The sequence below is a fragment of the Vibrio sp. B7 genome (assembly GCF_963888765.1).
Taxonomy (GTDB): Bacteria; Pseudomonadota; Gammaproteobacteria; order Enterobacterales; family Vibrionaceae; genus Vibrio; species Vibrio anguillarum.
The window spans coordinates 1-21,878 of sequence record NZ_CAWPKR010000009.1 but is presented as its reverse complement, the minus strand read 5'-3'; the positions used below and the strand labels follow the sequence as shown (position 1 = coordinate 21,878).

Annotated in this window: 18 protein-coding genes; 5 read left to right on the top strand and 13 right to left on the bottom strand. The window is 44.3% G+C overall.

All coding sequences use genetic code 11. The features are described 5' to 3' along the window. Positions 1 to 19 precede the first annotated feature (19 nt). From AACV32_RS04620 to rppH, 5 genes are read right to left on the bottom strand one after another with little or no spacing between them, the layout of a single operon-like run. Positions 20 to 871: a thymidylate synthase gene (locus AACV32_RS04620; RefSeq protein WP_017043268.1), complete on the bottom strand. Its 852-nt coding sequence runs from the start codon at positions 869 to 871 to the stop codon at positions 20 to 22. Positions 872 to 886: 15 nt separating this feature from the next. Beyond that, on the bottom strand, positions 887 to 1,690 hold the full coding sequence (gene lgt / locus AACV32_RS04615; protein WP_013857591.1) for a prolipoprotein diacylglyceryl transferase: 804 nt from the start codon (positions 1,688 to 1,690) through the stop codon (positions 887 to 889). Positions 1,691 to 1,733: 43 nt separating this feature from the next. Then, on the bottom strand, positions 1,734 to 2,525 hold the full coding sequence (locus AACV32_RS04610) for a sulfite exporter TauE/SafE family protein (RefSeq protein ID WP_064624487.1): 792 nt from the start codon (positions 2,523 to 2,525) through the stop codon (positions 1,734 to 1,736). 8 nt (positions 2,526 to 2,533) lie between these two features. After that, positions 2,534 to 4,780 carry a phosphoenolpyruvate--protein phosphotransferase gene (gene ptsP, locus AACV32_RS04605; protein ID WP_088720923.1) on the bottom strand — a complete coding sequence of 749 codons (2,247 nt, stop codon included), beginning with the start codon at positions 4,778 to 4,780 and terminating at the stop codon, positions 2,534 to 2,536. A gap of 2 nt (positions 4,781 to 4,782) precedes the next feature. After that, positions 4,783 to 5,301: an RNA pyrophosphohydrolase gene (gene rppH, locus AACV32_RS04600; RefSeq protein WP_010319133.1), complete on the bottom strand. Its 519-nt coding sequence runs from the start codon at positions 5,299 to 5,301 to the stop codon at positions 4,783 to 4,785. 605 nt (positions 5,302 to 5,906) lie between these two features. Between rppH and mutH the strand changes: the two genes are divergently transcribed. Further along, positions 5,907 to 6,572 (top strand): DNA mismatch repair endonuclease MutH, encoded by a 666-nt coding sequence (gene mutH / locus AACV32_RS04595; RefSeq protein WP_170895693.1) that lies wholly within the window; start codon positions 5,907 to 5,909, stop codon positions 6,570 to 6,572. A 134-nt stretch (positions 6,573 to 6,706) separates the two neighbouring features. Next, entirely contained in the window at positions 6,707 to 7,741 is a 1,035-nt protein-coding gene (locus AACV32_RS04590; protein WP_013857595.1) for an NADP(H)-dependent aldo-keto reductase, read from the top strand. Positions 7,742 to 7,778: 37 nt separating this feature from the next. Here the strand turns inward: AACV32_RS04590 and AACV32_RS04585 are convergent, their stop codons facing one another. The 5 genes from AACV32_RS04585 to brnQ form a co-directional block, all read right to left on the bottom strand. Then, complete coding sequence (locus AACV32_RS04585) at positions 7,779 to 8,030, bottom strand: hypothetical protein (RefSeq protein WP_010319130.1); 252 nt, start codon at positions 8,028 to 8,030, stop codon at positions 7,779 to 7,781. A gap of 500 nt (positions 8,031 to 8,530) precedes the next feature. Continuing rightward, positions 8,531 to 9,865, bottom strand: a complete 1,335-nt coding sequence (gene vpsR / locus AACV32_RS04580) for a cyclic-di-GMP-binding transcriptional regulator VpsR (RefSeq protein WP_017043264.1) — start codon at positions 9,863 to 9,865, stop codon at positions 8,531 to 8,533. Between the two features lie 262 nt (positions 9,866 to 10,127). After that, positions 10,128 to 11,660 (bottom strand): lysine--tRNA ligase, encoded by a 1,533-nt coding sequence (lysS, locus tag AACV32_RS04575; RefSeq protein WP_013857598.1) that lies wholly within the window; start codon positions 11,658 to 11,660, stop codon positions 10,128 to 10,130. A 33-nt stretch (positions 11,661 to 11,693) separates the two neighbouring features. Then, a protein-coding gene (gene prfB / locus AACV32_RS04570; RefSeq protein ID WP_096036081.1) for a peptide chain release factor 2 occupies positions 11,694 to 12,792 on the bottom strand; the annotation gives its coding sequence in 2 pieces (ribosomal slippage) (positions 11,694 to 12,716 and positions 12,718 to 12,792; 1,098 coding nt in all). A gap of 170 nt (positions 12,793 to 12,962) precedes the next feature. Further along, positions 12,963 to 14,276 carry a branched-chain amino acid transport system II carrier protein gene (gene brnQ, locus AACV32_RS04565; protein WP_013857601.1) on the bottom strand — a complete coding sequence of 438 codons (1,314 nt, stop codon included), beginning with the start codon at positions 14,274 to 14,276 and terminating at the stop codon, positions 12,963 to 12,965. 308 nt (positions 14,277 to 14,584) lie between these two features. Here brnQ and AACV32_RS04560 point away from each other — a divergent pair, with 308 nt between their 5' ends. After that, positions 14,585 to 15,307, top strand: coding sequence for a tRNA1(Val) (adenine(37)-N6)-methyltransferase (locus tag AACV32_RS04560; RefSeq protein ID WP_170895692.1), 723 nt, complete (start codon positions 14,585 to 14,587; stop codon positions 15,305 to 15,307). Between the two features lie 92 nt (positions 15,308 to 15,399). After that, positions 15,400 to 16,635, top strand: coding sequence for an ATP-dependent RNA helicase SrmB (srmB, locus tag AACV32_RS04555; RefSeq protein WP_013857603.1), 1,236 nt, complete (start codon positions 15,400 to 15,402; stop codon positions 16,633 to 16,635). Positions 16,636 to 16,736: 101 nt separating this feature from the next. Here the strand turns inward: srmB and prfC are convergent, their stop codons facing one another. After that, positions 16,737 to 18,326, bottom strand: a complete 1,590-nt coding sequence (gene prfC, locus AACV32_RS04550) for a peptide chain release factor 3 (protein WP_026028084.1) — start codon at positions 18,324 to 18,326, stop codon at positions 16,737 to 16,739. Between the two features lie 222 nt (positions 18,327 to 18,548). Here prfC and AACV32_RS04545 point away from each other — a divergent pair, with 222 nt between their 5' ends. After that, positions 18,549 to 20,600, top strand: coding sequence for a putative bifunctional diguanylate cyclase/phosphodiesterase (locus AACV32_RS04545; protein WP_013857605.1), 2,052 nt, complete (start codon positions 18,549 to 18,551; stop codon positions 20,598 to 20,600). Between the two features lie 62 nt (positions 20,601 to 20,662). Here AACV32_RS04545 and rimI read toward each other — a convergent pair whose 3' ends face one another. Both rimI and AACV32_RS04535 read right to left on the bottom strand, forming a co-directional pair. Next, positions 20,663 to 21,109, bottom strand: a complete 447-nt coding sequence (rimI, locus tag AACV32_RS04540) for a ribosomal protein S18-alanine N-acetyltransferase (protein WP_013857606.1) — start codon at positions 21,107 to 21,109, stop codon at positions 20,663 to 20,665. A gap of 4 nt (positions 21,110 to 21,113) precedes the next feature. Continuing rightward, positions 21,114 to 21,518 carry a DNA polymerase III subunit psi gene (locus AACV32_RS04535; RefSeq protein ID WP_170895691.1) on the bottom strand — a complete coding sequence of 135 codons (405 nt, stop codon included), beginning with the start codon at positions 21,516 to 21,518 and terminating at the stop codon, positions 21,114 to 21,116. Positions 21,519 to 21,878 lie beyond the last annotated feature (360 nt).

Sequence of the window (21,878 nt, the reverse complement as noted above, 5' to 3'; positions counted from 1 at the left end):
TAATAATGCGAGAGAGCAACTAAACCGAAAATGGGTACTGGATGGCATCATGGCATTGGTAGCCTTCAATCCAGAAATCATCCAAGGTAACCCAAGTTTCAAGATCTTCTAGCGTTTTAATTTTCGGGTTGATATGAAACTTCGCCATAGGGAGCGGTTCACGCTTAAGTTGTACATCTTTCATCAACGCCAGTTGGTCTTCATAGATATGCGCATTGACGATCTTATGGTAGGCCACGCCGGCTTTTTTGCCGGTAATTTGCGCCATAATTGCGAGGAACACGTAGACCTGAACCATATTAAAATTCAAGCCAAGCGGGACATCACACGAGCGTTGCGTACTATTGAGATACAAAGTATCACCCAACAACGAAAAGTGATGACTGTACATGCAGGGGCGCAAGCAGCCCATATGAAACTCACCTGGGTTATAAAAGTTTAGGATTTCGCCTCTATCATCAACGCCACGTGAAAGATCATCAACAATCTTACGCAGTTGATCAATCTGCCCACCATCCGCCTTGGCCCACGCACGTCCTTGAACGCCGTACACGCGGCCCATATCATCTTCACCTTTGCGGTATGGATTGTTAAGCCAAGCTGCATTTAAATTCGCATTCGCATCCCACGTTTTGGTTCCTAAAGCGCGAAAGTCGGCTGCATTATCGTAGCCACGAATATAACCAAGTAGCTCAGCAACTGCGGCTTTCCAGAAGCTTTTACGCGTTGTCACTAACGGGAATTGATTCTGACCTACATCATAGGTGAGATCAGCGTTAACCACCGTTAGGCAGCGTTTGGCGGTACGTTCATTTTCGATCCAAACGCCCTCATCAACAATTCGCTGACAAAGTTCAAGATACTGTTTCACAAACTATCCTTAACACTATTGAGTCACTTTATGGTTAACCTTGTACGCCCATACCATCATCAGTGCACCGACAATGATCATCGGTAGCGACAGGATTTGCCCCATGGAGATAAATCCAGCGAACAATCCTAATTGTGCATCAGGTTCACGAACATATTCAACAAGGAAACGGAATGTCCCGTAGCCTATCAAAAATAGCCCTGAGACTGAACCAATTGGCCGATTTTTGCGGATAAACAGGTTCAATATAATAAACAGCACAATCCCTTCTAAGAAAAACTCATAAAGCTGTGATGGATGGCGAGGCAAAGGCCCGCCGTTTGGAAAAATGATCGCCCATGGAACATCGGTTACTCGCCCCCACAATTCACTGTTCATGAAGTTGCCTAATCGTCCCATGCCTAAACCAAATGGAACCAAAGGAGCCACAAAATCGGCGACACCAAAAAACGTTCGGTTATTTTTCCGTGCATACCAAAACATTGCGCTGATCACGCCAAGTAGACCACCATGGAAAGACATCCCGCCTGTCCACACTTTAAAGAGATAGAGCGGGTCTTGGAGAAACAGATCAAAATTGTAAAACAACACATAACCGACACGACCACCAATGACCACCCCTAAAAATCCAGCAAACAGCAAATCCGAGACTTGCTCACGAGTCCAGCCACTATTTGGTTTGTCCGCTCTGCGATTGGCAAGCCACATCGCAAAAACAAAACCAACTAAATACATTAAGCCGTACCAGCGAATGGATATAGGGCCAATCGCAATCAGCACGGGATCAATATTTGGGAACTGTATAAAACCCTGAGACATAAACGTGTTCTCTTACTAAAAATGAGGTGAAGATAATAAGTGATTAAAACAGCATAGTTGCCGCTATAACCATCAGAAAAACGGAGAATATTTTTTTCAATACCGCCGTCGGTAACTGAGTCGCGTACCGCGCTCCTAATCGAGTAGTGAGAATTGAGGTCGAAGCAATGGCGACTAACGCAGGTAGATAGACATAGCCAATGCTGTAAGGTGGTAAATTCTCCACTTGATAACCGTGCAAAATAAAACCAATCATGCCAGAGATTGCGATCACACACCCACAGACAGAAGAAGAACCGACGGCTTTACGCATTTCAACGCCATGACGATTCAAAAAAGGAACGGAGAGCGAACCGCCACCAATTCCCGCTAAACTAGAGACAATACCAATACCACTGCCACATAGCATGGTCACCCACGCACCGGGCATCGTTCTTTGTATTTGCGCTTTTATCGATAAAAACATTTGAATCGCCAAGCAAAAAACAATCACGCCAAATACTTTCGGTAGATATTGAGTCGGGATCACGTCTGCGATCATTGAGCCAACAAACCCACCGACGATAACGCCGGGCATGAGCCACTTGACGACAAACATATCCACATTACCCAATTTAAGGTGATTTAATGCCGAAGAAGCCGAAGTAACAATGATGGTCGCTAGCGATGTCGCTAACGCTAAATGCATACTAAGTTCGGCGGAAATACCCGCTTTGGGAAGCAAAAGAAGCAACGCAGGAACCACAATTAAACCACCACCAATGCCCAGTAAACCAGCCATAAAACCAACGACTGAGCCCAATAACACCAGCAACACCATCAACTCAAAATTCACATTGGTTCCTATTTTTTGCCTGCGCGGATAAAGCCAGCAAAGCCTTTATCTTCAAAGTATGAGTGCATCATATTATAAATGTCGTTGCCGTAAGGTTGCATCAACGCTTTGTCAGCAAGTTGCCGTAACTGTCCTAATTGAGAGTGCCTCACCAAATATTTGACCTTGGCTACGTTGGAGGTATTCATACTTAGCATGCGATAACCCAAACCAATTAATAACAGTGAACCGATAGGGTCTCCGGCCAACTCACCACACACGCAAACAGGTATACGATGAGACTGGCAAGTTTCTAAAATCTGTTTAAGCGCCATCACCACCGCTGGATGCATGGAGTCATAGACATCAGCAACATGTGCATTGTTCCGATCAACGGCCAACAAATATTGGGTTAAATCGTTGGTTCCAACCGAAACAAAGTCCACTTTGCTCGCAATCAATGGTAGAAGATAAATCATCGATGGTACTTCAATCATAATGCCAATCTTGGGCATTATGATCCGATCATCAACGCTAGACACTTCTCGATACGCTTGCTCAATCAACCGCATTGCGTCGTCCAACTCTTTCGTTCCTGAAATCATTGGCAATAAAATGCTGAGATTTTGGTTATCGCCGCTGGCACGCATCATCGCCCGCAGTTGAATCAAAAAGATATCGGGATGATCGAGCGTAAAACGAATGCCTCGCCAGCCAAGAAAGGGATTGTCTTCTTCAATGGGTAGATAAGGCAGTGCTTTATCGCCACCAATGTCTAACGTTCTCATCACCACCCGTTTATCAGGATAAGCGTTCAAAACGCTGCGATACTGCTGCACTTGTTCTTCTTCTGATGGAAAGCGATGTTGCAGCAAAAAGGAAATTTCGGTTCGATACAGCCCGACACCATCAACCCCTTGGTTAATTGCGATGTTGGTATCCGCACTTAATCCAGCATTGAGCATCACTTCAATACGTGTGCCATCTTGCGTAAAAGGAGCTTCTGCAATGGTTTCATTAACCATTTGAGAAAGTTCGCTTTCTTCATAAGCTAAAGCGCGATATTCCGCCAGAATTTGTCTATTTGGTGAGATAAAAACCTTGCCGCTATAACCATCGACAATGCCCTTTTTACCGTTGATCTCCTTGAGATTAAGTGAAATCCCCATCACTGCGGGAATGCCCAGCGCCCGTGACAATATTGCTGCGTGGGAATTGGCAGCCCCTTCTAAAGAGACCACCGCCAGTAATTTATCTTTAGGAATAGCGGCGAGAATTGAAGCAGTAAGTTCGCGTACCACCAAAATAATCGGTTTATCAAGTTGCTGCTGATCATGCTCAGTGTTGTGCAAAAAAAATAGCAGTCGCTGACCTAGCTCACGAATATCCTGTGCACGCTCACGTAAGTAAACATCTGACATCTTCGCAAAACGGTTGGAATAACTCTCCACAACTTGCCGTAATGCCCAATCTGCACGATCACCTTTTTGGATCTGGCTTTTCAGATCGTTGCGTAGCATCGGATCATTAAGTAGATGAGTAAAGAGATCGAAGATGGCTAACGCATCTTTATTAATATCACTATCGAGTTTTTTTCTTAAACGACGAAAATCGTTCAAGGCGCTTTCTACCGCCAGCACTAGCCACTCTTGTTCTCGTTCAATATCGAGCGTTGAGGCGGGGTAAACATCAGACAGTTGAGGCTGGGTGTCATCCCACCAAAACTCACCAATCGCGATTCCAGATGACGCAGCAATGCCACTGGTGGATAACTGCTTTTTCGAAAGCAGCCACTGCCCTTGTGTTTGAGCATGAGCAATAATCACGGCCACTTGCGCCGCCAGAGTGACAATAAAAGACTCTTCCATCTCACTAAATAAGCGAGGTGTTTTTTGCTGCACGACCAACACACCCAATACTCGCTTGCGATGAATAATCGGCGTACCAAGAAAGCTTTGATACACCTCTTCGCCAAGCTGTTTGAAGTATTTAAAATTAGGATGTTTCGACGCTTCAGCAATGTTGATTGGCTCAGCTGAACGTTTCACTAAGCCCACTAAACCTTCGTCAAAACCGATGTGGATTTTGTCGCCTTTGAACTTTAAGCCTTGCGTTGCCATCAGTTCTAGGCGATGTTTTTCTTCGTTAGCAAGATAGACAGTGCAACACTCGGTACTCATCGCATTGCACGTTTGCTTAACCAAAATATCCAAGGCTTGGTGTACATCTTCTACCTTGGATACTTGTTCAACTATTTCCCTTAGCTGAGAGAGCATGTCTATCCTCTTTTATTTTTGCGCTTACCTTTGTTATTACGTTCTTTAAATGGCATCGCGAATGATGCAAACTCTTTCATGGCACGACGATAAACATCTCGCTTGAAAGAGACTACTTGCCTCACTGGATACCAATAACTGACCCAACGCCAACCATCAAATTCAGGGGTACTGCCGCGCTGCATGTTGATTCTTGATTCATCACACTCTAAGCGCAGAAGAAACCATTTCTGTTTTTGCCCAATACAGACAGGTTGAGAATCCCAACGAACGAGCCGTTTTGGTAATTTATATCTTAACCAATGACGGCTTGTTGCTATGATTTTCACATCTTTCTTTGTAAGCCCAACCTCTTCGTAAAGCTCTCTAAACATCGCTTGTTCAGGAGTTTCATCGTCGTCAATTCCACCTTGTGGAAACTGCCAAGAGTGTTGTCCGTATCGTTTCGCCCAGAATACCTGACCATGGTTGTTACAAATCACAATACCAACATTGAGTCGGTAACCATCGCCATCGATCACTGGCCAACCTCTAGTAAAATCTTAATTGCTTTGATTTTTCCACATATCCCCAATAGGAGCAAACTTACTAGTGTGATTAACACGAGATTTATGTATTCCTAATCATTAATTGGATAACTTTTCATCAAATTTAAAGTTATCAACAAAATAATGCGACACCAGCCACATTTATTCACCTTTTCTGTGAGTAACTATGTGAAGAATCTCTAGATAGCGACTTACTTCCCCAAAAAGCAAAAGAATACGGACCAATATAAAAAAGATAATAATAAATTAAATACATTAAAAACAATGAATTAATTTGACTTTCCATTATTCACATTACGTTGCGATTAACAAAAAATTGATCCTTTCACAACATGCTCAAAGATCCACCAATTAGCTCGTTATCCACACCCCCACTCTAGTAGAAATAAGATTTACTGATTAAGAGGCCCACTCTCTCAAGCAAAACCCTGTAAATGCATACAGACAAACAAAAAATGGAATATTTTTCCGATCAACCTGTGGATAACTTGAATTGCGATGATCTTTTAAGCAAAAGAAACGGCAGCACATTGTGTATAAGAATTTGCTACAATCGCGTTTTTATCATTCAAAGTATTATGAAACCTGTACCTAAAACTGAACATGAATTAATGCTTAGAGCCCAAGACATTGCAGGCTTAAGCTTTAGTCAACTCGCCGAAGAAGCCAAGATGACCGTGCCCCCTGACTTAAAAAAAGATAAAGGATGGGTCGGTCAGCTATTAGAGTGGCATTTGGGTGCAACAGCAGGCAGCAAACCTCAGCAAGATTTCGAGCAATTAGGTATCGAGCTCAAAAGTATTCCAATCAGTTACACTGGAAAACCGCTCGAAACAACGTTTGTGTGTGTGGCCCCACTCACCGGTGTTCATGGTTTAACATGGGAGCAAAGCCACGTGCGAAATAAACTCTCTCGAGTACTGTGGATCCCAATAGAGGGTGAGCGAGAGATCCCCCTAGCCCAGCGCCATGTCGGATCGCCATTGCTATGGAGCCCTTCTCCTGCACAAGAACAGCAGCTAAAAAATGATTGGGAAGAACTGATGGAGTTCATCGTTCTTGGCAAAGTTGAGCAGATCACCGCTAAGCACGGTGAAGTATTACAGCTCAGGCCAAAAGCGGCAAACGGGCGAGCATTAACCGAAGCCTACGGTGCTAATGGCAAACCTATCAAAACTCTGCCACGAGGCTTTTATCTTCGAACTCAATTTACCGCGAGCATTCTTGAGCAACACTTTATTTAAAAGTGCTCGTTATTGCTCATGAAAAAACGTAACCGTTTGATCTTTCACTGCACAATTCGTTTCCGTTTCACTGCCATCTTCGCTTATAGTAAAAACGTCACACACTCCACCAGCGAGAGCATCAAGGAAAGAATATGCAATACACCAAACTGCCTCATTCCACACTGGAAGTGAGCAAGATCTGCTTAGGTACCATGACTTTTGGTGAACAAAATAGCCAACAACAAGCCTTTGAGCAGCTCGATTACGCCTTAGACCAAGGTGTGAATTTCATCGATACTGCGGAAATGTACCCAGTTCCCCCCAACGGTAAAACCCAAGGTCTGACCGAAAGCTATATTGGCAACTGGTTAGAAAAATCAGGTAAACGTGAAAAAGTGGTGTTAGCGACTAAAGTGGCAGGCCCGCGTAACGTGCCTCACATCCGCGAAAAGATGTCACTCGATAGACGCAACATTCATTTAGCGATTGATGATAGTTTAAGACGCTTAAAAACAGACTATGTCGATTTGTATCAATTACATTGGCCTCAACGCCAAACGAACATGTTCGGCCAACTTAACTACCCTTATCCTGATCAGCAAGAAGAAGTCACTTTAATCGAAACGCTCGAAGCGCTTAATGATCTCGTCAAGGCTGGAAAAGTGCGTTACATCGGTGTGTCAAATGATACCCCGTGGGGCGTGATGACGTTGCTAAAATTGGCAGAAAAACACGATCTAGCAAGAATTGTCTCTATCCAAAACCCTTATAATTTACTGAATCGCAGCTTTGAAATTGGCTTATCTGAGATTAGCCACTTCGAAGGTGTTCAACTGCTGGCTTACTCGCCACTGGCGTTTGGTTGCCTGAGTGGTAAATATTTAAATGGCGCAAGACCTGACGGTGCTCGGTGCAGCCTATTTGAACGCTTTTCTCGCTATTTTACGGCGCAAGGTGTACAAGCCACTCACGCTTATGTTGAGCTTGCTAACCAGTATGGCCTTGATCCAGCACAGATGGCATTGGCGTTTGTCAATCAACGTCCGTTTGTCGCATCCAATATCATTGGCGCGACAAACCTAGAGCAGTTGAAAACAAATATCGATAGTTTAGATGTCGTACTCAGTAATGAATTGCTTCTTAAAATTCAAGAGATTGGGACGACTTACTCCAACCCTTGTCCGTAGATATCTTCGGGGCTAGCGAAGCCACTAGCCCCTCGTTTTACGTTGTTATTCGCATGCTTAACACACGGCGAAGATGACGAATATGACGTTCAGCTTTAATTGAGTCAGGGACTGAAACGCCAATAGCGCGTCCATCACTTTCTAAGCCAATATCTTTAAGCAAGTGTTGGCTATTAAAAGGCAGCTCAAAAGCATGACGGCGAACATTTCGTTGCCATTGACGCTCTTCACGGCGTAAATCAGCACGGACCAGTAAAGTAGCAAGTTGTAAATAAATTGAATGACGCATGAGTATTCTCCAGTAGTAAACTAAACGTTGACGGCTGGAAAAATGGGGGCAAACAAGGTGGATCAACACTTTGATAAGCTGCCATTTTTCCGCAGCCTATCTCAAGGTTACGGATTAACTAAAAATCGGTGCCTTTTTTATCATCAAACATACGACAGGCGTCTGTAGTAAGAGACGATTTAGGCGCAGTAAGATCGATAGAAACGCGAACAGTATGAACAAAAACGAAATGATTCATGTTGCGCCTCCAAGCAAATAGTTAATCCAAAGTGAAATGAGTGTGTGAGCACGGCTCACGGTTAAATTCTATGCAACTGAGGTGATTATTCAACTCTTAATTTTCAAACAATTAAAAAACAATGCATTAACCTAAAATGAAAGCCGATGACAGCAAATAAGTGACATATTCAGCTAGAGAATAACTTATTCGCAAAAGATATGATTATAAAAAATGGCCACATGGATTAAATGTGACCATTTTTACTTGAAGAATCATCAAGTTAATAGGTATTTTCAGTGATTAAGTTATGTTTATTAAGCAAGCGATACATAGTAGCTCTAGATACACCTAGCTCTTTGGCGGCCATTGATACTTGCCCTGAGTTGGATTCTAAAACCAGTAATAGCGCATCTCGCTCTGAACGCTCACGAATGCTTTTTAGGCTGCGCTTACCATCACTGCGTTTTGGTAAGTCGAGTTGCAATTCATCCAACATGACTGAATCGGACATCAGCACCACACGTTTGATCTGATTCATCAGCTCACGAACGTTACCCGGCCAGTGATAACGAGCCAATGAGCGCGCCGCTTCTTCAGTAAAACTGCGCGCCTGCGCGTTAAACTCTTTTGAATACTCCTGCAAGAAGTGTCGTGCCAGTAAAGCAATATCACCCGCCCGCTCTTTTAAGCTCGGGACATTAATACGCAATACGTTGATATAGTGGTACAGCTCTTCGTTAAAATTGCCATCAATCAGCGCTTTTTCAATATCGGAAGAGTTGGCGGCCAAAATACGCACATCCACCTCTTTGACACCCATTGAAGTTTCTATCGTTCCTTCCTGCAGGAAGCGCAAAAGGTTAGCTTGTTGGCTTTTAGGTAGAGTGAGAATATCTTTGAGTAGGATCGTCCCACCATCTGCCCGCTCCAATAATGAAGTTTGAGATGAGTCTTCACAACCAATACCGAATAGCTCACATTCAAAGCGGCTCTCCGATAAAGCTCGGCAATTCACTGAAATAAAAGGTTTTTGTGCGCGAGACGAGGTTTTGTGTACCGCTCTCGCGACCGTCTCTTTGCCCGTTCCATTTTCCCCATAAATGAGGATACTGACATCTGTAGGGCCGATGCGTTTGATCTGATCACGCAAGCGCTTCATGGGAGTGGACTCACCAATTAAACCAATATCCCCTGTTGCTCCATAATGTGGCCATACTTTCTTCTCTAACTTAAGCATTCCAAGTTGGTGTCCAATGGTGCTCAGTAGCTGCGCATCGGGAATCGGCGCCGTAAAAAAGTCGATACAAAAGTTAACAATGAATTGGCAAATCGTATCCGAGCTCAACTGTGATTCGCGAATGAACGCCAACCAACGTACTTGTTTATGGTTGCTGACCAAATTTGCAATGCCATTGAGGCTGAATTCATCATGGCTCAAATCAACAATACCAATGCATGGGCCTGTTTCTGCAAACAAGGCATCCGCTTTACGTAAATCTGCGCATTGTGTACAACGCCAACCAACCTGTTCAAGTACAGATAACCAAGGCTCGTATGTCCCACCAACGACGACAAGCGAACCAGGGACAGAATCCATTCGGAATTGAGTGCCCATCTATTATTCCTTATCTTTAAATTTATATGCAGTGCTACTTTTGGCACATTAAACGGCTGTTACATTAACGAGACTTGGCGCTGTAGTCTGTCTCAATCATAAGACTAGACAACAAATAAGCACTTTACCATTTAATATAGGGAACTATTTCATAATCCTTTCGAAATTGTTGTCTGTTAGTCCACGCTAGTGAACAAAATTTTTCAAACTAATGCAAAAAAAAACCGCCTATTTAGGCGGTTTATCGGAACGAAAGTAGCAATTACTGCTGTGGGCGCATCGCAGGGAATAGGATAACGTCACGAATCGTATGGGTGTTGGTGAGTAACATCACCAAACGGTCAATACCAATGCCTTGACCCGCCGTTGGTGGGAGACCGTGCTCTAACGCAACAACATAATCAGCATCGTAGAACATGGCTTCATCGTCGCCAGCATCTTTGGCATTCACTTGCGCTAAGAAGCGCTCGTCTTGATCTTGAGCATCATTAAGCTCAGAGAAGCCATTGGCGACTTCACGACCACCGATGAAGAACTCAAAACGGTCAGTGAAGAATGGGTTGTTATCGCTACGACGCGCCAATGGTGAAATATCCGCAGGGTATCCAGTGATGAAGGTCGGTTGCATCAACTTAGGTTCGGCCGTTTCACCGAAGATCTCTTCAAGTAGTTGGCCGCAAGTCCAGAAAGGTTCAACGTCTACATGAACCGATTTCGCGATAGATACCATGAGCTCACGGTTTTGCAGATCCTGTTCAGTTAACGCTTGGATTTGAGCGTGCTCTGGGTTGTAGTGTTTGATGGCTTCAAACATACTCATGCGAGCATATTGACCACCAAATTCTACCGTTTCATCACCATAAGGCATTGAAGTCGAACCTAAAACTTCCTGTGCCACAGTGCTTAATAACTCCTCAGTAAAGTCCATCAGATCATTGTAATCTGCGTACGCCATATAGAATTCCATCATAGTAAATTCAGGGTTATGGCGAGGAGAAAGACCTTCGTTACGGAAGTTACGGTTGATTTCAAACACGCGATCAAAGCCACCCACAACTAAACGCTTAAGGTAAAGCTCAGGTGCGATACGCAAGTACATTGGCATGTCGAGCGCATTGTGGTGAGTGATGAATGGACGCGCACTAGCACCGCCAGGGATCACATGCATCATTGGCGTTTCTACTTCCATGAACTGTTTTGAGATCATGAAGTTACGAATTGCAGTCATTACTTTAGAGCGAACAATGAACGCATTACGTGAACTTTCATTAACAATCAAATCCACATAACGTTGGCGGTAGCGCATCTCTTGGTCAGTCAAACCGTGGAACTTCTCTGGTAATGGACGAAGTGCCTTTGTCAGCAATTCGTACTCTTCCATATTAACGTAGAGATCGCCTTTGCCAGATTTGTGCAACGCACCTTTCACGCCGATGATGTCACCAATGTCTAGACCTTGGTATTTTTCCTTCAGCTCAGTTTGAACCTCTTTTGAAGCATAAGCTTGAATACGACCAGAGGTTTCTTGAATAACAAGGAAAGGGCCACGTTTCGCCATGATACGACCCGCAATCGCCACAACATGGTTTAAGGCTTCTAACTCTTCTTTGCTCTTTTCACCGAATTGCTGTTGAAGATCGCCCGCAAGGCTGTCACGACGAAAGTCATTTGGGTGGCCATTCGCTTTACAGCTCTTACGGATGTGATCCAGCTTGCTGCGACGCTCTGCGATGAGTTTGTTCTCTTCTTGCGCAATTTGCTCTTGATTCATTTCGTTTTGAACAGCATCAGTCATTTTACATGTACCTTATATGTCGGTAAAAAAGCATTAAAGGCCTGATTTCAGGCTTGCTTCAATAAATTTGTCTAAATCACCATCTAATACCGCTTGGGTATTGCGGTTTTCAACGCCAGTGCGTAAGTCTTTGATTCGGGAGTCATCCAATACATAAGATCGGATTTGGCTTCCCCAGCCAATGTCAGATTTCGCATCTTCATTGGCTTGCTTTTCTGCGTTCTGCTTTTGTAACTCAAGTTCAAACAGTTTTGCACGCAATTGTTTCATCGCTTGGTCTTTGTTTTTATGCTGCGAACGATCGTTTTGGCATTGAACAACGGTATTGGTTGGAATGTGCGTAATACGCACCGCCGATTCGGTGGTGTTAACGTGCTGACCACCCGCTCCCGAAGCGCGATAAACATCGATACGAAGATCGGCTGGGTTGATGTCGATAGCAATATTTTCATCAATCTCAGGATAGATAAACGCAGAGGCAAAAGAGGTATGGCGGCGGCCACTCGAATCAAATGGGGATTTACGAACCAAGCGGTGTACGCCAGTTTCGGTGCGCAGCCAACCATAAGCGTAATCACCGATAATGCGCACGGTTGCGCCTTTTAGGCCAGCAACATCACCTTCAGACACTTCAATCACTTCAGTCTTAAAGCCTTTCGCTTCTGCCCAACGTAAATACATGCGTAGCAGGATTGATGTCCAGTCTTGAGCCTCGGTGCCGCCCGAACCAGACTGCAGATCAATATAGCAATCTGAAGAATCGTGATCGCCAGAGAACATACGGCGAAACTCAAGCTGTTCAAGCTTAGCTTCCAGCTCATCCAGTTCAGGGCCAATTTCATCGAAGGTTTCTTGGTCTTCTGCTTCAATAGCCAGTTCCAGTAGTCCTTCCACATCATCCACACCTTGATCTAACTGATCAATGGTATCGACAATGGCTTCGAGCGAAGCGCGTTCTTTACCTAGCGCTTGTGCACGCTCAGGTTCGTTCCAGACGTTGGGTTGCTCGAGTTCTGCATTCACTTCTTCTAAACGCTCTTTCTTAGCGTCGTAGTCAAAGATACCCCCTCAGGATATTTGTGCGCTCTGACACATCCTGAAGACGGTTTTTAATAGGATTGATTTCAAACATGTTTGCTCAACATTTATGAGTAGAATTTAACCGAAGAATTCTACTTAAAAATGTGACGAAGATACAGGAAAAATTCGTTTGATCTGTTGGAATAAAAGCTGGCGCACGCCTAAAAAAAGAGGCTGAACAATCGTGTTCAGCCTCTTTAATGCTTACGAGTAAAAACGCGATTATGCCGCTTCTTTAACCACACTTTGTTGAACGGTAGTTGCAATAAAGAACATGCAAATCATCGCAGCGAGTGTAGGAAGTAACCACCCCATGCCGACCTCAAACAGTGGCAGCATATTGAACGCAGACACATCAACGCCAGCGACTTTTGCCGCGTCGATCAACGCAAAAAGAAAAGAGACAAGTAGCACTACACGGTATGCCACTGCTGGGTTTGGTAGTTTCCCTCTTAAGAAGGTCAACATAATCAAGGCAATCGCAACTGGATAAAGCGCATACAGTGCGGGGATGGAAAGCGTGATCAATTGTGATAAACCAACGTTTGCCACGATAGCGCAAGCAACACCAATAATGATCACCCAAGATTTATACGCAATTGGAGTCAATGTACAAAAGTAATCTGAGCATGCTGAAATCAAACCAATTGCCGTGGTTAGGCAGGCTAGTAGCACGATGACAGAAAGCACGATCTGCCCATAAGGGCCAAACAGCGCTTGCACATATTGGCTAAGCACTGCGCCGCCATTTTCTGCACCAAAAGCGACCACAGAGCTTGTCGCACCAAGATAAAACAGTGAAATATAGACAAAAGCTAAACCAACCGCCGCAATACACGCCGCGCTGATTAAATACTTTGTGGTTGCCGCGCGCTCAGTAATGCCTTTGCTACGCAGTGCATCGACAATTAACATCCCAAACATCAGTGCGCCAAACGTATCCATGGTGTTGTAGCCTTCAAGGAAACCTTTCGTCAACGGCTGAGTCAGGTATTCGCCTTGTGCAGTCACCATCTCACCTTGCGGATCAACAAAAACCGCAACGGCTAAAATAATTAATCCAACAAATAGAGCAGGAGTTAGCACTTTACCAATGATGTCAATGAGCCGACCTTGAGACCAGGCAAAAAACATCGCAATCACAAAAAAGAGAATCGAAAATAGTGTCAAATGCGATTGTTGCGCATCAATGAAAAATGGTTTCACTGCCATTTCATACGCCACAAGGCCGGTACGCGGTGCTGCAAAGGCAGGACCAATGATGATAAAGATCATCACTGCCATGATAGTTGCAGCTTGTTTAGGCAGATCTTTGGTTAAATGCTCCCAAGAACCACCCGCGACAGCAATCGCAATAATCGTCATCAATGGTAAACCGACAGCGGTAATGAGGAAGCCTGTCATGGCTGGCAGTAAATGCTCTCCAGCAAGCTGGCCAGCGATTGGCGGAAAGATGATGTTACCAGCACCCAAGAAAAACGCGAAAAGCATAAAGCCGACCGCGATAATATCTGTTAGTTTTAACGTCTGCTTCACAGATAACCCTTAATTATTATTTGATAAATGTTGTGTATGCATTGTTGATGAGGTTGAAACCGCATCTAAATCTAAAAATTAAGGGCGAATAATGACTAAACACTCAAGACTTCGCAAGGGCAAAGCAAAAAACGCTACATTAATTTATAATATCGGTGAAAAACCAGTTTAAAACTCTAAATGTTAAAAAATAGAAAGAATGATGTGTTGATCATTTTATCATACAGTCTCATAACAGATAGAAGAATAATCCGAACAAATAGATAACAATAGTGGTTATCACTTAATTAGAGCTATATTTTGAAATAATGATGAAAAGTCACACGCCCAAAAATAAGCGTTTCAAATTTAAACAATTTTCCATTGACGGTGGACAAGCGGGAATGCCTGTCAGTACCGATGGGGTTCTATTAGGCGCGTGGGCTTTCACGCACCATCCCAAAACCATTCTCGATATTGGCACCGGTACTGGGTTATTGGCATTAATGTGCGCACAACGTTTTAGCGATACACAAATTACGGCCATCGATATCGATGCCTTTGCCTTTGAAGCGGCCCAATACAACAGTAATGCTTCTTCATGGGGGCAACGCATACAGGTTTTACGAGGTGATATTTTAGATACCTCTTTTACGCCGTCCTTTGATGCAATTATTTGTAACCCACCCTATTTCAACAGTGGTGAACTGTCTCATGATCCCCAGCGAGCTACTGCTAGGCACACCAATCAACTTGCTCATCACGCTTTATTAGTCAGAGCAAAAAGTCTCCTCAACGATGAGGGGCAAGCTTGTTTTATTTTGCCCGTGTATGAAGGGGAACAATTTATCGAGCAAGCACTCACGCTCGGCTGGCAGCTTAAGCGGCGCTGCACTGTACAACCCATAGCACACAAACCCGCTCATCGGCTATTGATTGAACTAAGTTTAGCCTCGGCTTCTGTGATTGATTCATCGTTGGTCATTCACTCATCAAGTGGTTATAGCGAAGCCTTTATTGCCCTAACTCAAGATTTTTATCTCAAGATGTAGAAATAACATGTGATCCTAATCACCAATCCCCCTATAATGTTCGACCTTAATTTTATAGCCAAATAAGCCTAACGGCTTGTGGAGTACTCACTGTGATCAAAACCTTTGCTGACCTCGATCTTGACCCTTGCATCATTGCGGCCATTGAAGATATGGGCTTTGAACGTCCCACCCAAGTTCAAGCTGAAGCGATCCCACAAGCCCTAGATGGTCGAGATATTCTTGCCTCTGCGCCAACGGGAACCGGTAAAACCGCTGCATTTGTTTTACCCGCGCTACAATATCTTTTAGATTTTCCGCGCAAGCGAGCCGGCCCTGCACGCGTCTTGATTCTGACCCCAACTCGTGAATTGGCGATGCAAGTGGCGGATCAAGCTCGTGAACTGGCGAAGAATACTCGCCTCAATATCGTCACCATCACTGGCGGCGTACAATATCAAGAGCACGCCGACATCTTAGCCAAAACGCAAGATATTGTGGTGGCAACGCCTGGTCGCTTGATGGAATACATTGAAGGCGAGCGTTTTGATTGTCGTGCGATTGAATGGCTTATTTTGGATGAAGCTGACCGCATGCTGGACATGGGCTTTGGCCCAATCGTCGATCGTCTCGCTGCTGAATGTCGCTGGCGTAAACAGACCTTGCTCTTCTCTGCAACACTGGAAGGTCATGGTGTGGAAGGTTTTACTGCCGATCTCTTAAAAGAACCAGCAACAATCAATGCCGATCCTTCTCGTCGTGAACGCAAAAAAATCACTCAATGGTATCACCGCGCCGATACCATGGTGCACAAAGTTGAGCTATTGAAGAAAATCCTCACCGAGCAAGCCGAACGTTCTATCGTGTTTATCAAAACTCGTGAGCGCTTAGCTGATTTGCGTACAGAGCTAGAAAAAGCGCAAATTCCTTGTGCTTGGATTCAAGGCGAAATGCCACAAGATCGTCGCAATAACGCCATTACGCGATTCCGTGAAGGCGCAGTCAACGTACTACTGGCAACCGACGTGGCCGCACGCGGTATTGACTTACCTGACGTAAGTCACGTGATCAACTTTGATATGCCACGCTCAGCGGATGTGTACTTACACCGCATAGGTCGTACGGCTCGTGCTGGTAAAAAAGGCAATGCGATCTCTTTGGTTGAAGCCCATGATCAAGTGATGATGGACCGCGTCGCGCGTTATGTCGACGAGGAGATAAAAGAGCGCTTCATTAAAGATATGCGCCCACAGCACAAAAAGCCGGTATTCAAAAAGAAAAAGAAAACCGATGACAAAAAAGTCAAAGTGGTTTCGAAGAAGAAGAAAGCGAACAAAAAGAAAAAATAGTGTTCCAATACCACCTATAAAAAAATGCCGATACTGAAATATCGGCATTTTTTATCTTTAACGTTTGAAGAGAGTATCACTCTCTTCAAACTCACCAAGGTTTAATGTTCGCGTGTCGCACGGAACTCCACTTCAGGAAAACGCTCTTTGGCCAGATTCAAATTGACCATAGTCGGCGCGATGTAAGTCAGGTTATCCCCACCATCCAGTGCGATGTTACTTTGGTTTTTGCGCTTAAACTCTTCGAATTTTTTATCATCTGCGCACTCAATCCAACGTGCTGTTGCAACGTTAACACCTTCGTAAATCGCCTCGACGTTGTATTCAGATTTTAAACGAGACACCACCACATCAAACTGCAGCACACCCACTGCACCCACAATCAAATCGTTATTTTGTAGTGGGCGGAAGACTTGAACCGCTCCCTCTTCCGACAACTGCACTAAACCTTTAAGCAGTTGCTTCTGCTTCAGTGGATCGCGCAAGCGAATACGACGGAACAGCTCAGGAGCAAAGTTAGGAATACCTGAGAATTTCAACGATTCACCTTGAGTAAAGGTATCACCAATCTGAATTGTTCCATGGTTATGCAAACCGATAATATCGCCAGCATAAGCATTTTCAGCACGAGAGCGATCGCCCGCCATAAAGGTAACCGCATCAGAAATACTCACTTGCTTACCAATACGCACGTGGTTCATTTTCATGCCTTGGGTATAAGTACCCGACACAATACGCATAAACGCAATACGATCGCGGTGTTTAGGATCCATGTTCGCTTGGATTTTAAACACAAAGCCTGAGAATTTCTCTTCCGTCGCTTCAACAATACGCTCATTAGCTTGACGTGGCATCGGCGCCGGAGCCCACTCAGTTAAACCATGCAGCATATGGTCCACACCAAAGTTACCTAATGCCGTTCCGAAGAAAACAGGGGTCAACTCACCTTTTAAAAACAGCTCTTGATCAAATTCATGAGAAGCACCCAATACCAATTCAAGCTCATCACGCAGCTGAGCGGCAAGGTCATCACCCACGGCCTTATCCAGATCAGGGTTGTTGAGGCCCTTAACAATGCGCTCTTCTTGAATAGTGTGGCCTTGGCCGGTCGCGTACAGAATCGTCTCATCACGGTGAATGTGGTACACGCCTTTAAACTCTTTACCACAACCCACTGGCCATGAAATCGGGGCGCAGGCAATCTTCAGCTCATTCTCCACTTCATCAAGCAATTCCATTGGGTCGCGGATCTCACGGTCCAATTTGTTCATGAAGGTTACAATCGGTGTATCACGTAAGCGAGTCACTTCCATCAGCTTACGAGTACGATCTTCAACACCTTTTGCTGCATCAATAACCATTAAGCACGAGTCAACCGCCGTCAATGTGCGGTAAGTATCTTCCGAGAAGTCTTCGTGCCCTGGAGTATCGAGCAAGTTAACCAAACAATGATTGTAAGGGAATTGCATCACAGAGGTCGTGACCGAAATACCACGCTCTTTTTCCATTTCCATCCAATCTGATTTAGCATGCTGGTTAGAGCCGCGCCCTTTTACCGTTCCCGCTTTTTGAATGGCATTCCCGAATAGCAGAACTTTTTCAGTAATGGTGGTTTTACCCGCATCCGGGTGCGAAATAATAGCGAAGGTTCTACGTTTAGAAACTTCACTCAAAAAAGGAGTATTTGACATGAAACAGGTCTTCTCAATATGCTGATATAAGGGAGAGCCGAAGCGCTTACGCTGATCAGCAGTTCGATTCAAATTTGCGCGGTATTCTCCCCTATATTTGATCTGGGAGCAACTTTCGTCGCTATACAAATCAACAAGAGAATGACGACCTTTCTATTTGTAATTAAATTATCAATAAATATGAGCTATAACTAAAAAGGGCGAAGAGAATAAGCGAGTATTATGCTGATAACCAAACAAAGAAATTCTCTGGCATTTAAACAAGCCAAAACAGTGTTCCTAGTCTCGGTGATCCTTGGGATAGGCTTTAGTTTGTATCATACTTTGCTCGACCTACACCATGAGCAAGCTCGCATTGAAGATCACTACCGTTTTAAACTGCTGCAAAATTATTCAAATGCCAGCCAGGCTGCTTATCACCTCAACAACTTATTAGCCAATCAAGTCGTCTCTAGCCTAATGGTTGACAATGCCATTTATCACGTTGAAATTATTGATGATTTTGGCGATACACTGGCAAAAAAAAGCAGAGAAATTCCAGCGCAGACGGCTTTTATTCGGCTCTTATCGAATTATCTGACACCTGAAATACCCATCTTTAAAACTGACTTGCATCAACCCAATTCGAGTGTGGTGGTAGGTAGCTTAAGTTTTTCCGTCAACGGCTCTTCCATTGCCAAAGAATTTATTGCAAAAACCACACGAGTATTGCTGTTTGATCTCTTTCGAAATGTGTTGCTGACTTCGATCCTTTTAGTCTTTTTTTACTACAAGCTGTCAAAACCCATCACCACGTTAATTTCGTGGGTTCGTTCATTGCAAAACAATCAACGTCCAACACAGCCGCCATTACAACAGCAAAAAAATGAGCTCAGTGAGTTAGCCGGTACTTTCTATACTTTATGGAAAGAGCGAGAGCTCGCGGATGCTAAACTTAACCAATTAGCCTACTACGACACGTTAACTGGCCTTGCTAATCGCAGCTTGCTGCTGCAACTGCTCACTGATGCGATTGATAACAGTATTCGCACCCACACTTCTGGTGTGTTGTTTTACCTTGATCTCGACCGTTTCAAAACGATCAATGATTCACTTGGACACACAACGGGGGATCATTTAATCAAAGCTATCGCCATGCGTATGGATGGCTGGCTTAAACACGATTACACCGCCGCACGCATCGGTGGCGATGAGTTTGCGGTGTTGATTCCTCATCTCTCTCGCCAACAAGCAGAGAAGGTAGCTCAGCAGCTTCTGGCTCTGATTTCCAACCCTTACTCGATTGATGACCACCAGCTTTATTGCACTGTGAGTATTGGTATCTCGATTTTTCCGTCAGTGGGCAAAACCAATATCGATGTCCTTAGACAAGCCGATACAGCGCTTTATCGAGCGAAAGCGAATGGGCGCAATAAATACATGTTTTATGAGCCAGAAATGCAGGCTCAAGTCGAATCGTTTCTGGAAATTGAAAAAGGCCTCCATGAAGCCCTCAATACCCAACAGTTAGAACTTTATTACCAACCTCAAGTCGATGAGCGGCACAATATTGTCGGTGTGGAAGCCTTGATCCGCTGGAACCACCCAACCAAAGGTGTATTGCCACCGGGTGTGTTTATGACCATAGCAGAAGAAACGGGGCAAATTATTCCGATTGGAAACTGGATATTAGAGCAAGCGTGCTATCAATACGCCGCTTGGAAGCGCCAAGGAGTATTACCGCCCCATTTTCGCCGTTTAGCCATCAACATCAGTCCGTTGCAGTTTTCTCAAGATTCTTTTGTTGAACACATTAACCATGCAATGCAACAAGCAGGTATTACTGGTGAACATCTTGAATTGGAGATTACTGAAGGGCTATTACTGGAAAATGTAGAAAGTGCGATTCAAAAAATGGTGCAACTTAAAAAAAGTAAGCTGAGCATCTCGATTGATGATTTTGGCACTGGTTATTCATCACTGCGTTACCTCAAACTTTTATCGGTGGATGTGCTCAAAATCGATCGTTCTTTTGTCACTCAATTGCATCTAGATGAGAGTGACCAAGCAATTGTGGATACGATTATTATGATTGCGAAACGTTTAAATTTGGAGGTAATAGCCGAAGGTGTGGAAGAGTGCCAAGAACTCGAAACTCTCAAACAATTGGGTTGTGATCAGTTCCAAGGTTACTTATTTGATAAGCCGTTAACCGCTAAGGAAGTCGTCAAGCGTTTTGCAAGCCCATGTTATCAACTCAATGAACATCAAAAAGATAAGGCGCACCAGAAATAGTTCCGAGACGCCTGACTATGAAAAAAACTGAGTTTGCAAACGATCTGCTGATGGAAAATAAGCTACAAAAAATAGTAGCTCATGATGATCGCATCTTCTGATCCTTTCGGAGTGGGATAGTAGTTCACTCGACGATCGAGCTCATTAAAACCCAGCGATTCGTACAAGCTATAAGCGCGGATGTTGCTTTCGCGAACTTCAAGCCACGCACTTTCAGCTTGCGCTTTTTCACAGTAAGTTAAGAAAAACTCCATCAACAATTTTCCGTAACCCTTACCTTGCTGCTGCGGATCGACAGCGATATTCAACAAGGTCACCTCTCCAACAATATTCTGTGCATAGAAATAACCGACAACTTTGCCATCAACCAACATAGCATGGTGGCATGCACCACGACTCGCCAAGTCGCGTACGAGTGATTCAGCCCAAGGGTAACTGTGAGCTTGCTGCTCAATAGACCAAATAGCATCAAGATAAGGAAGTGATAAAGGCACAACATCAATATTCATGGTTTTATGACTCATAAGAACAAATTTGCTGCCACAACGCCCGGCGCAGCTCGGTATTGCCATCTATCTCAACTAGCGGCGGTGACGTTAACACTTTCTGGGCCAACGGGCTTTCTTTCTTTTCACAGCCTGAAAACCACACCCATTCAATGCTGGAGCCTGTTAGTTGGCTAAGAGAGTGAGGCTCAAGATAACACGCCTGACTGATTTCGAGCCCCATACTTTTCAATACTCTTGAAAACAGCAATAGAGCACCTTGTTGCGGGTATTGGGGGGAAACGAGTAATAAACGGCACGAGCTCGGCAGCGTCACCGGATCAGGTTGATAGCCAGCCAGCCGCTGTGGATGGATAAGCTCCCAACGCTGGATGCCCATTTCTTGTAAATATTGATTTTCGTGATGTGACATCTGTTTATGACCTCATTGAACATCGCAATCCTAACAAATCAGCGCCAAGACAGAAACCGTTAATCATCCAATGACCCAAGAGCTATGCCCAAACAACTTGAAGTTGCAGATAGGCGACAAGTGAATTCATCCCCATGAGCCTAGATAAACGAGGTGATTGGGGTGAGCGAATGTAGCCAACACAACGGTAGCTTCAAATGAGAAGAGCATAAAAGTAAACAGGGAGCACTGGGCTAATGCCGATCAGTTAAGACTTTAATCGGCAGATCAGTTGAATGATCCTACCTTTATGTAAAAATCCGATAGACCCTGTTTATCGGATTTTTTTATGCACGTTTCTCAAGCCCTCGATATCATCAA

Coding starts and splice junctions, on each gene's coding strand:
- AACV32_RS04560 (WP_170895692.1), top strand. CDS start 14,585: ATGATGAAAAGTCACACGCCCAAAAATAAGCGTTTCAAATTTAAACAA.
- AACV32_RS04590 (WP_013857595.1), top strand. CDS start 6,707: ATGCAATACACCAAACTGCCTCATTCCACACTGGAAGTGAGCAAGATC.
- AACV32_RS04545 (WP_013857605.1), top strand. CDS start 18,549: ATGCTGATAACCAAACAAAGAAATTCTCTGGCATTTAAACAAGCCAAA.
- AACV32_RS04585 (WP_010319130.1), bottom strand. CDS start 8,030: ATGCGTCATTCAATTTATTTACAACTTGCTACTTTACTGGTCCGTGCT.
- lysS (WP_013857598.1), bottom strand. CDS start 11,660: ATGACTGATGCTGTTCAAAACGAAATGAATCAAGAGCAAATTGCGCAA.
- lgt (WP_013857591.1), bottom strand. CDS start 1,690: ATGTCTCAGGGTTTTATACAGTTCCCAAATATTGATCCCGTGCTGATT.
- ptsP (WP_088720923.1), bottom strand. CDS start 4,780: ATGCTCTCTCAGCTAAGGGAAATAGTTGAACAAGTATCCAAGGTAGAA.
- AACV32_RS04535 (WP_170895691.1), bottom strand. CDS start 21,518: ATGTCACATCACGAAAATCAATATTTACAAGAAATGGGCATCCAGCGT.
- rimI (WP_013857606.1), bottom strand. CDS start 21,109: ATGAATATTGATGTTGTGCCTTTATCACTTCCTTATCTTGATGCTATT.
- mutH (WP_170895693.1), top strand. CDS start 5,907: ATGAAACCTGTACCTAAAACTGAACATGAATTAATGCTTAGAGCCCAA.
- vpsR (WP_017043264.1), bottom strand. CDS start 9,865: ATGGGCACTCAATTCCGAATGGATTCTGTCCCTGGTTCGCTTGTCGTC.
- prfC (WP_026028084.1), bottom strand. CDS start 18,326: ATGTCAAATACTCCTTTTTTGAGTGAAGTTTCTAAACGTAGAACCTTC.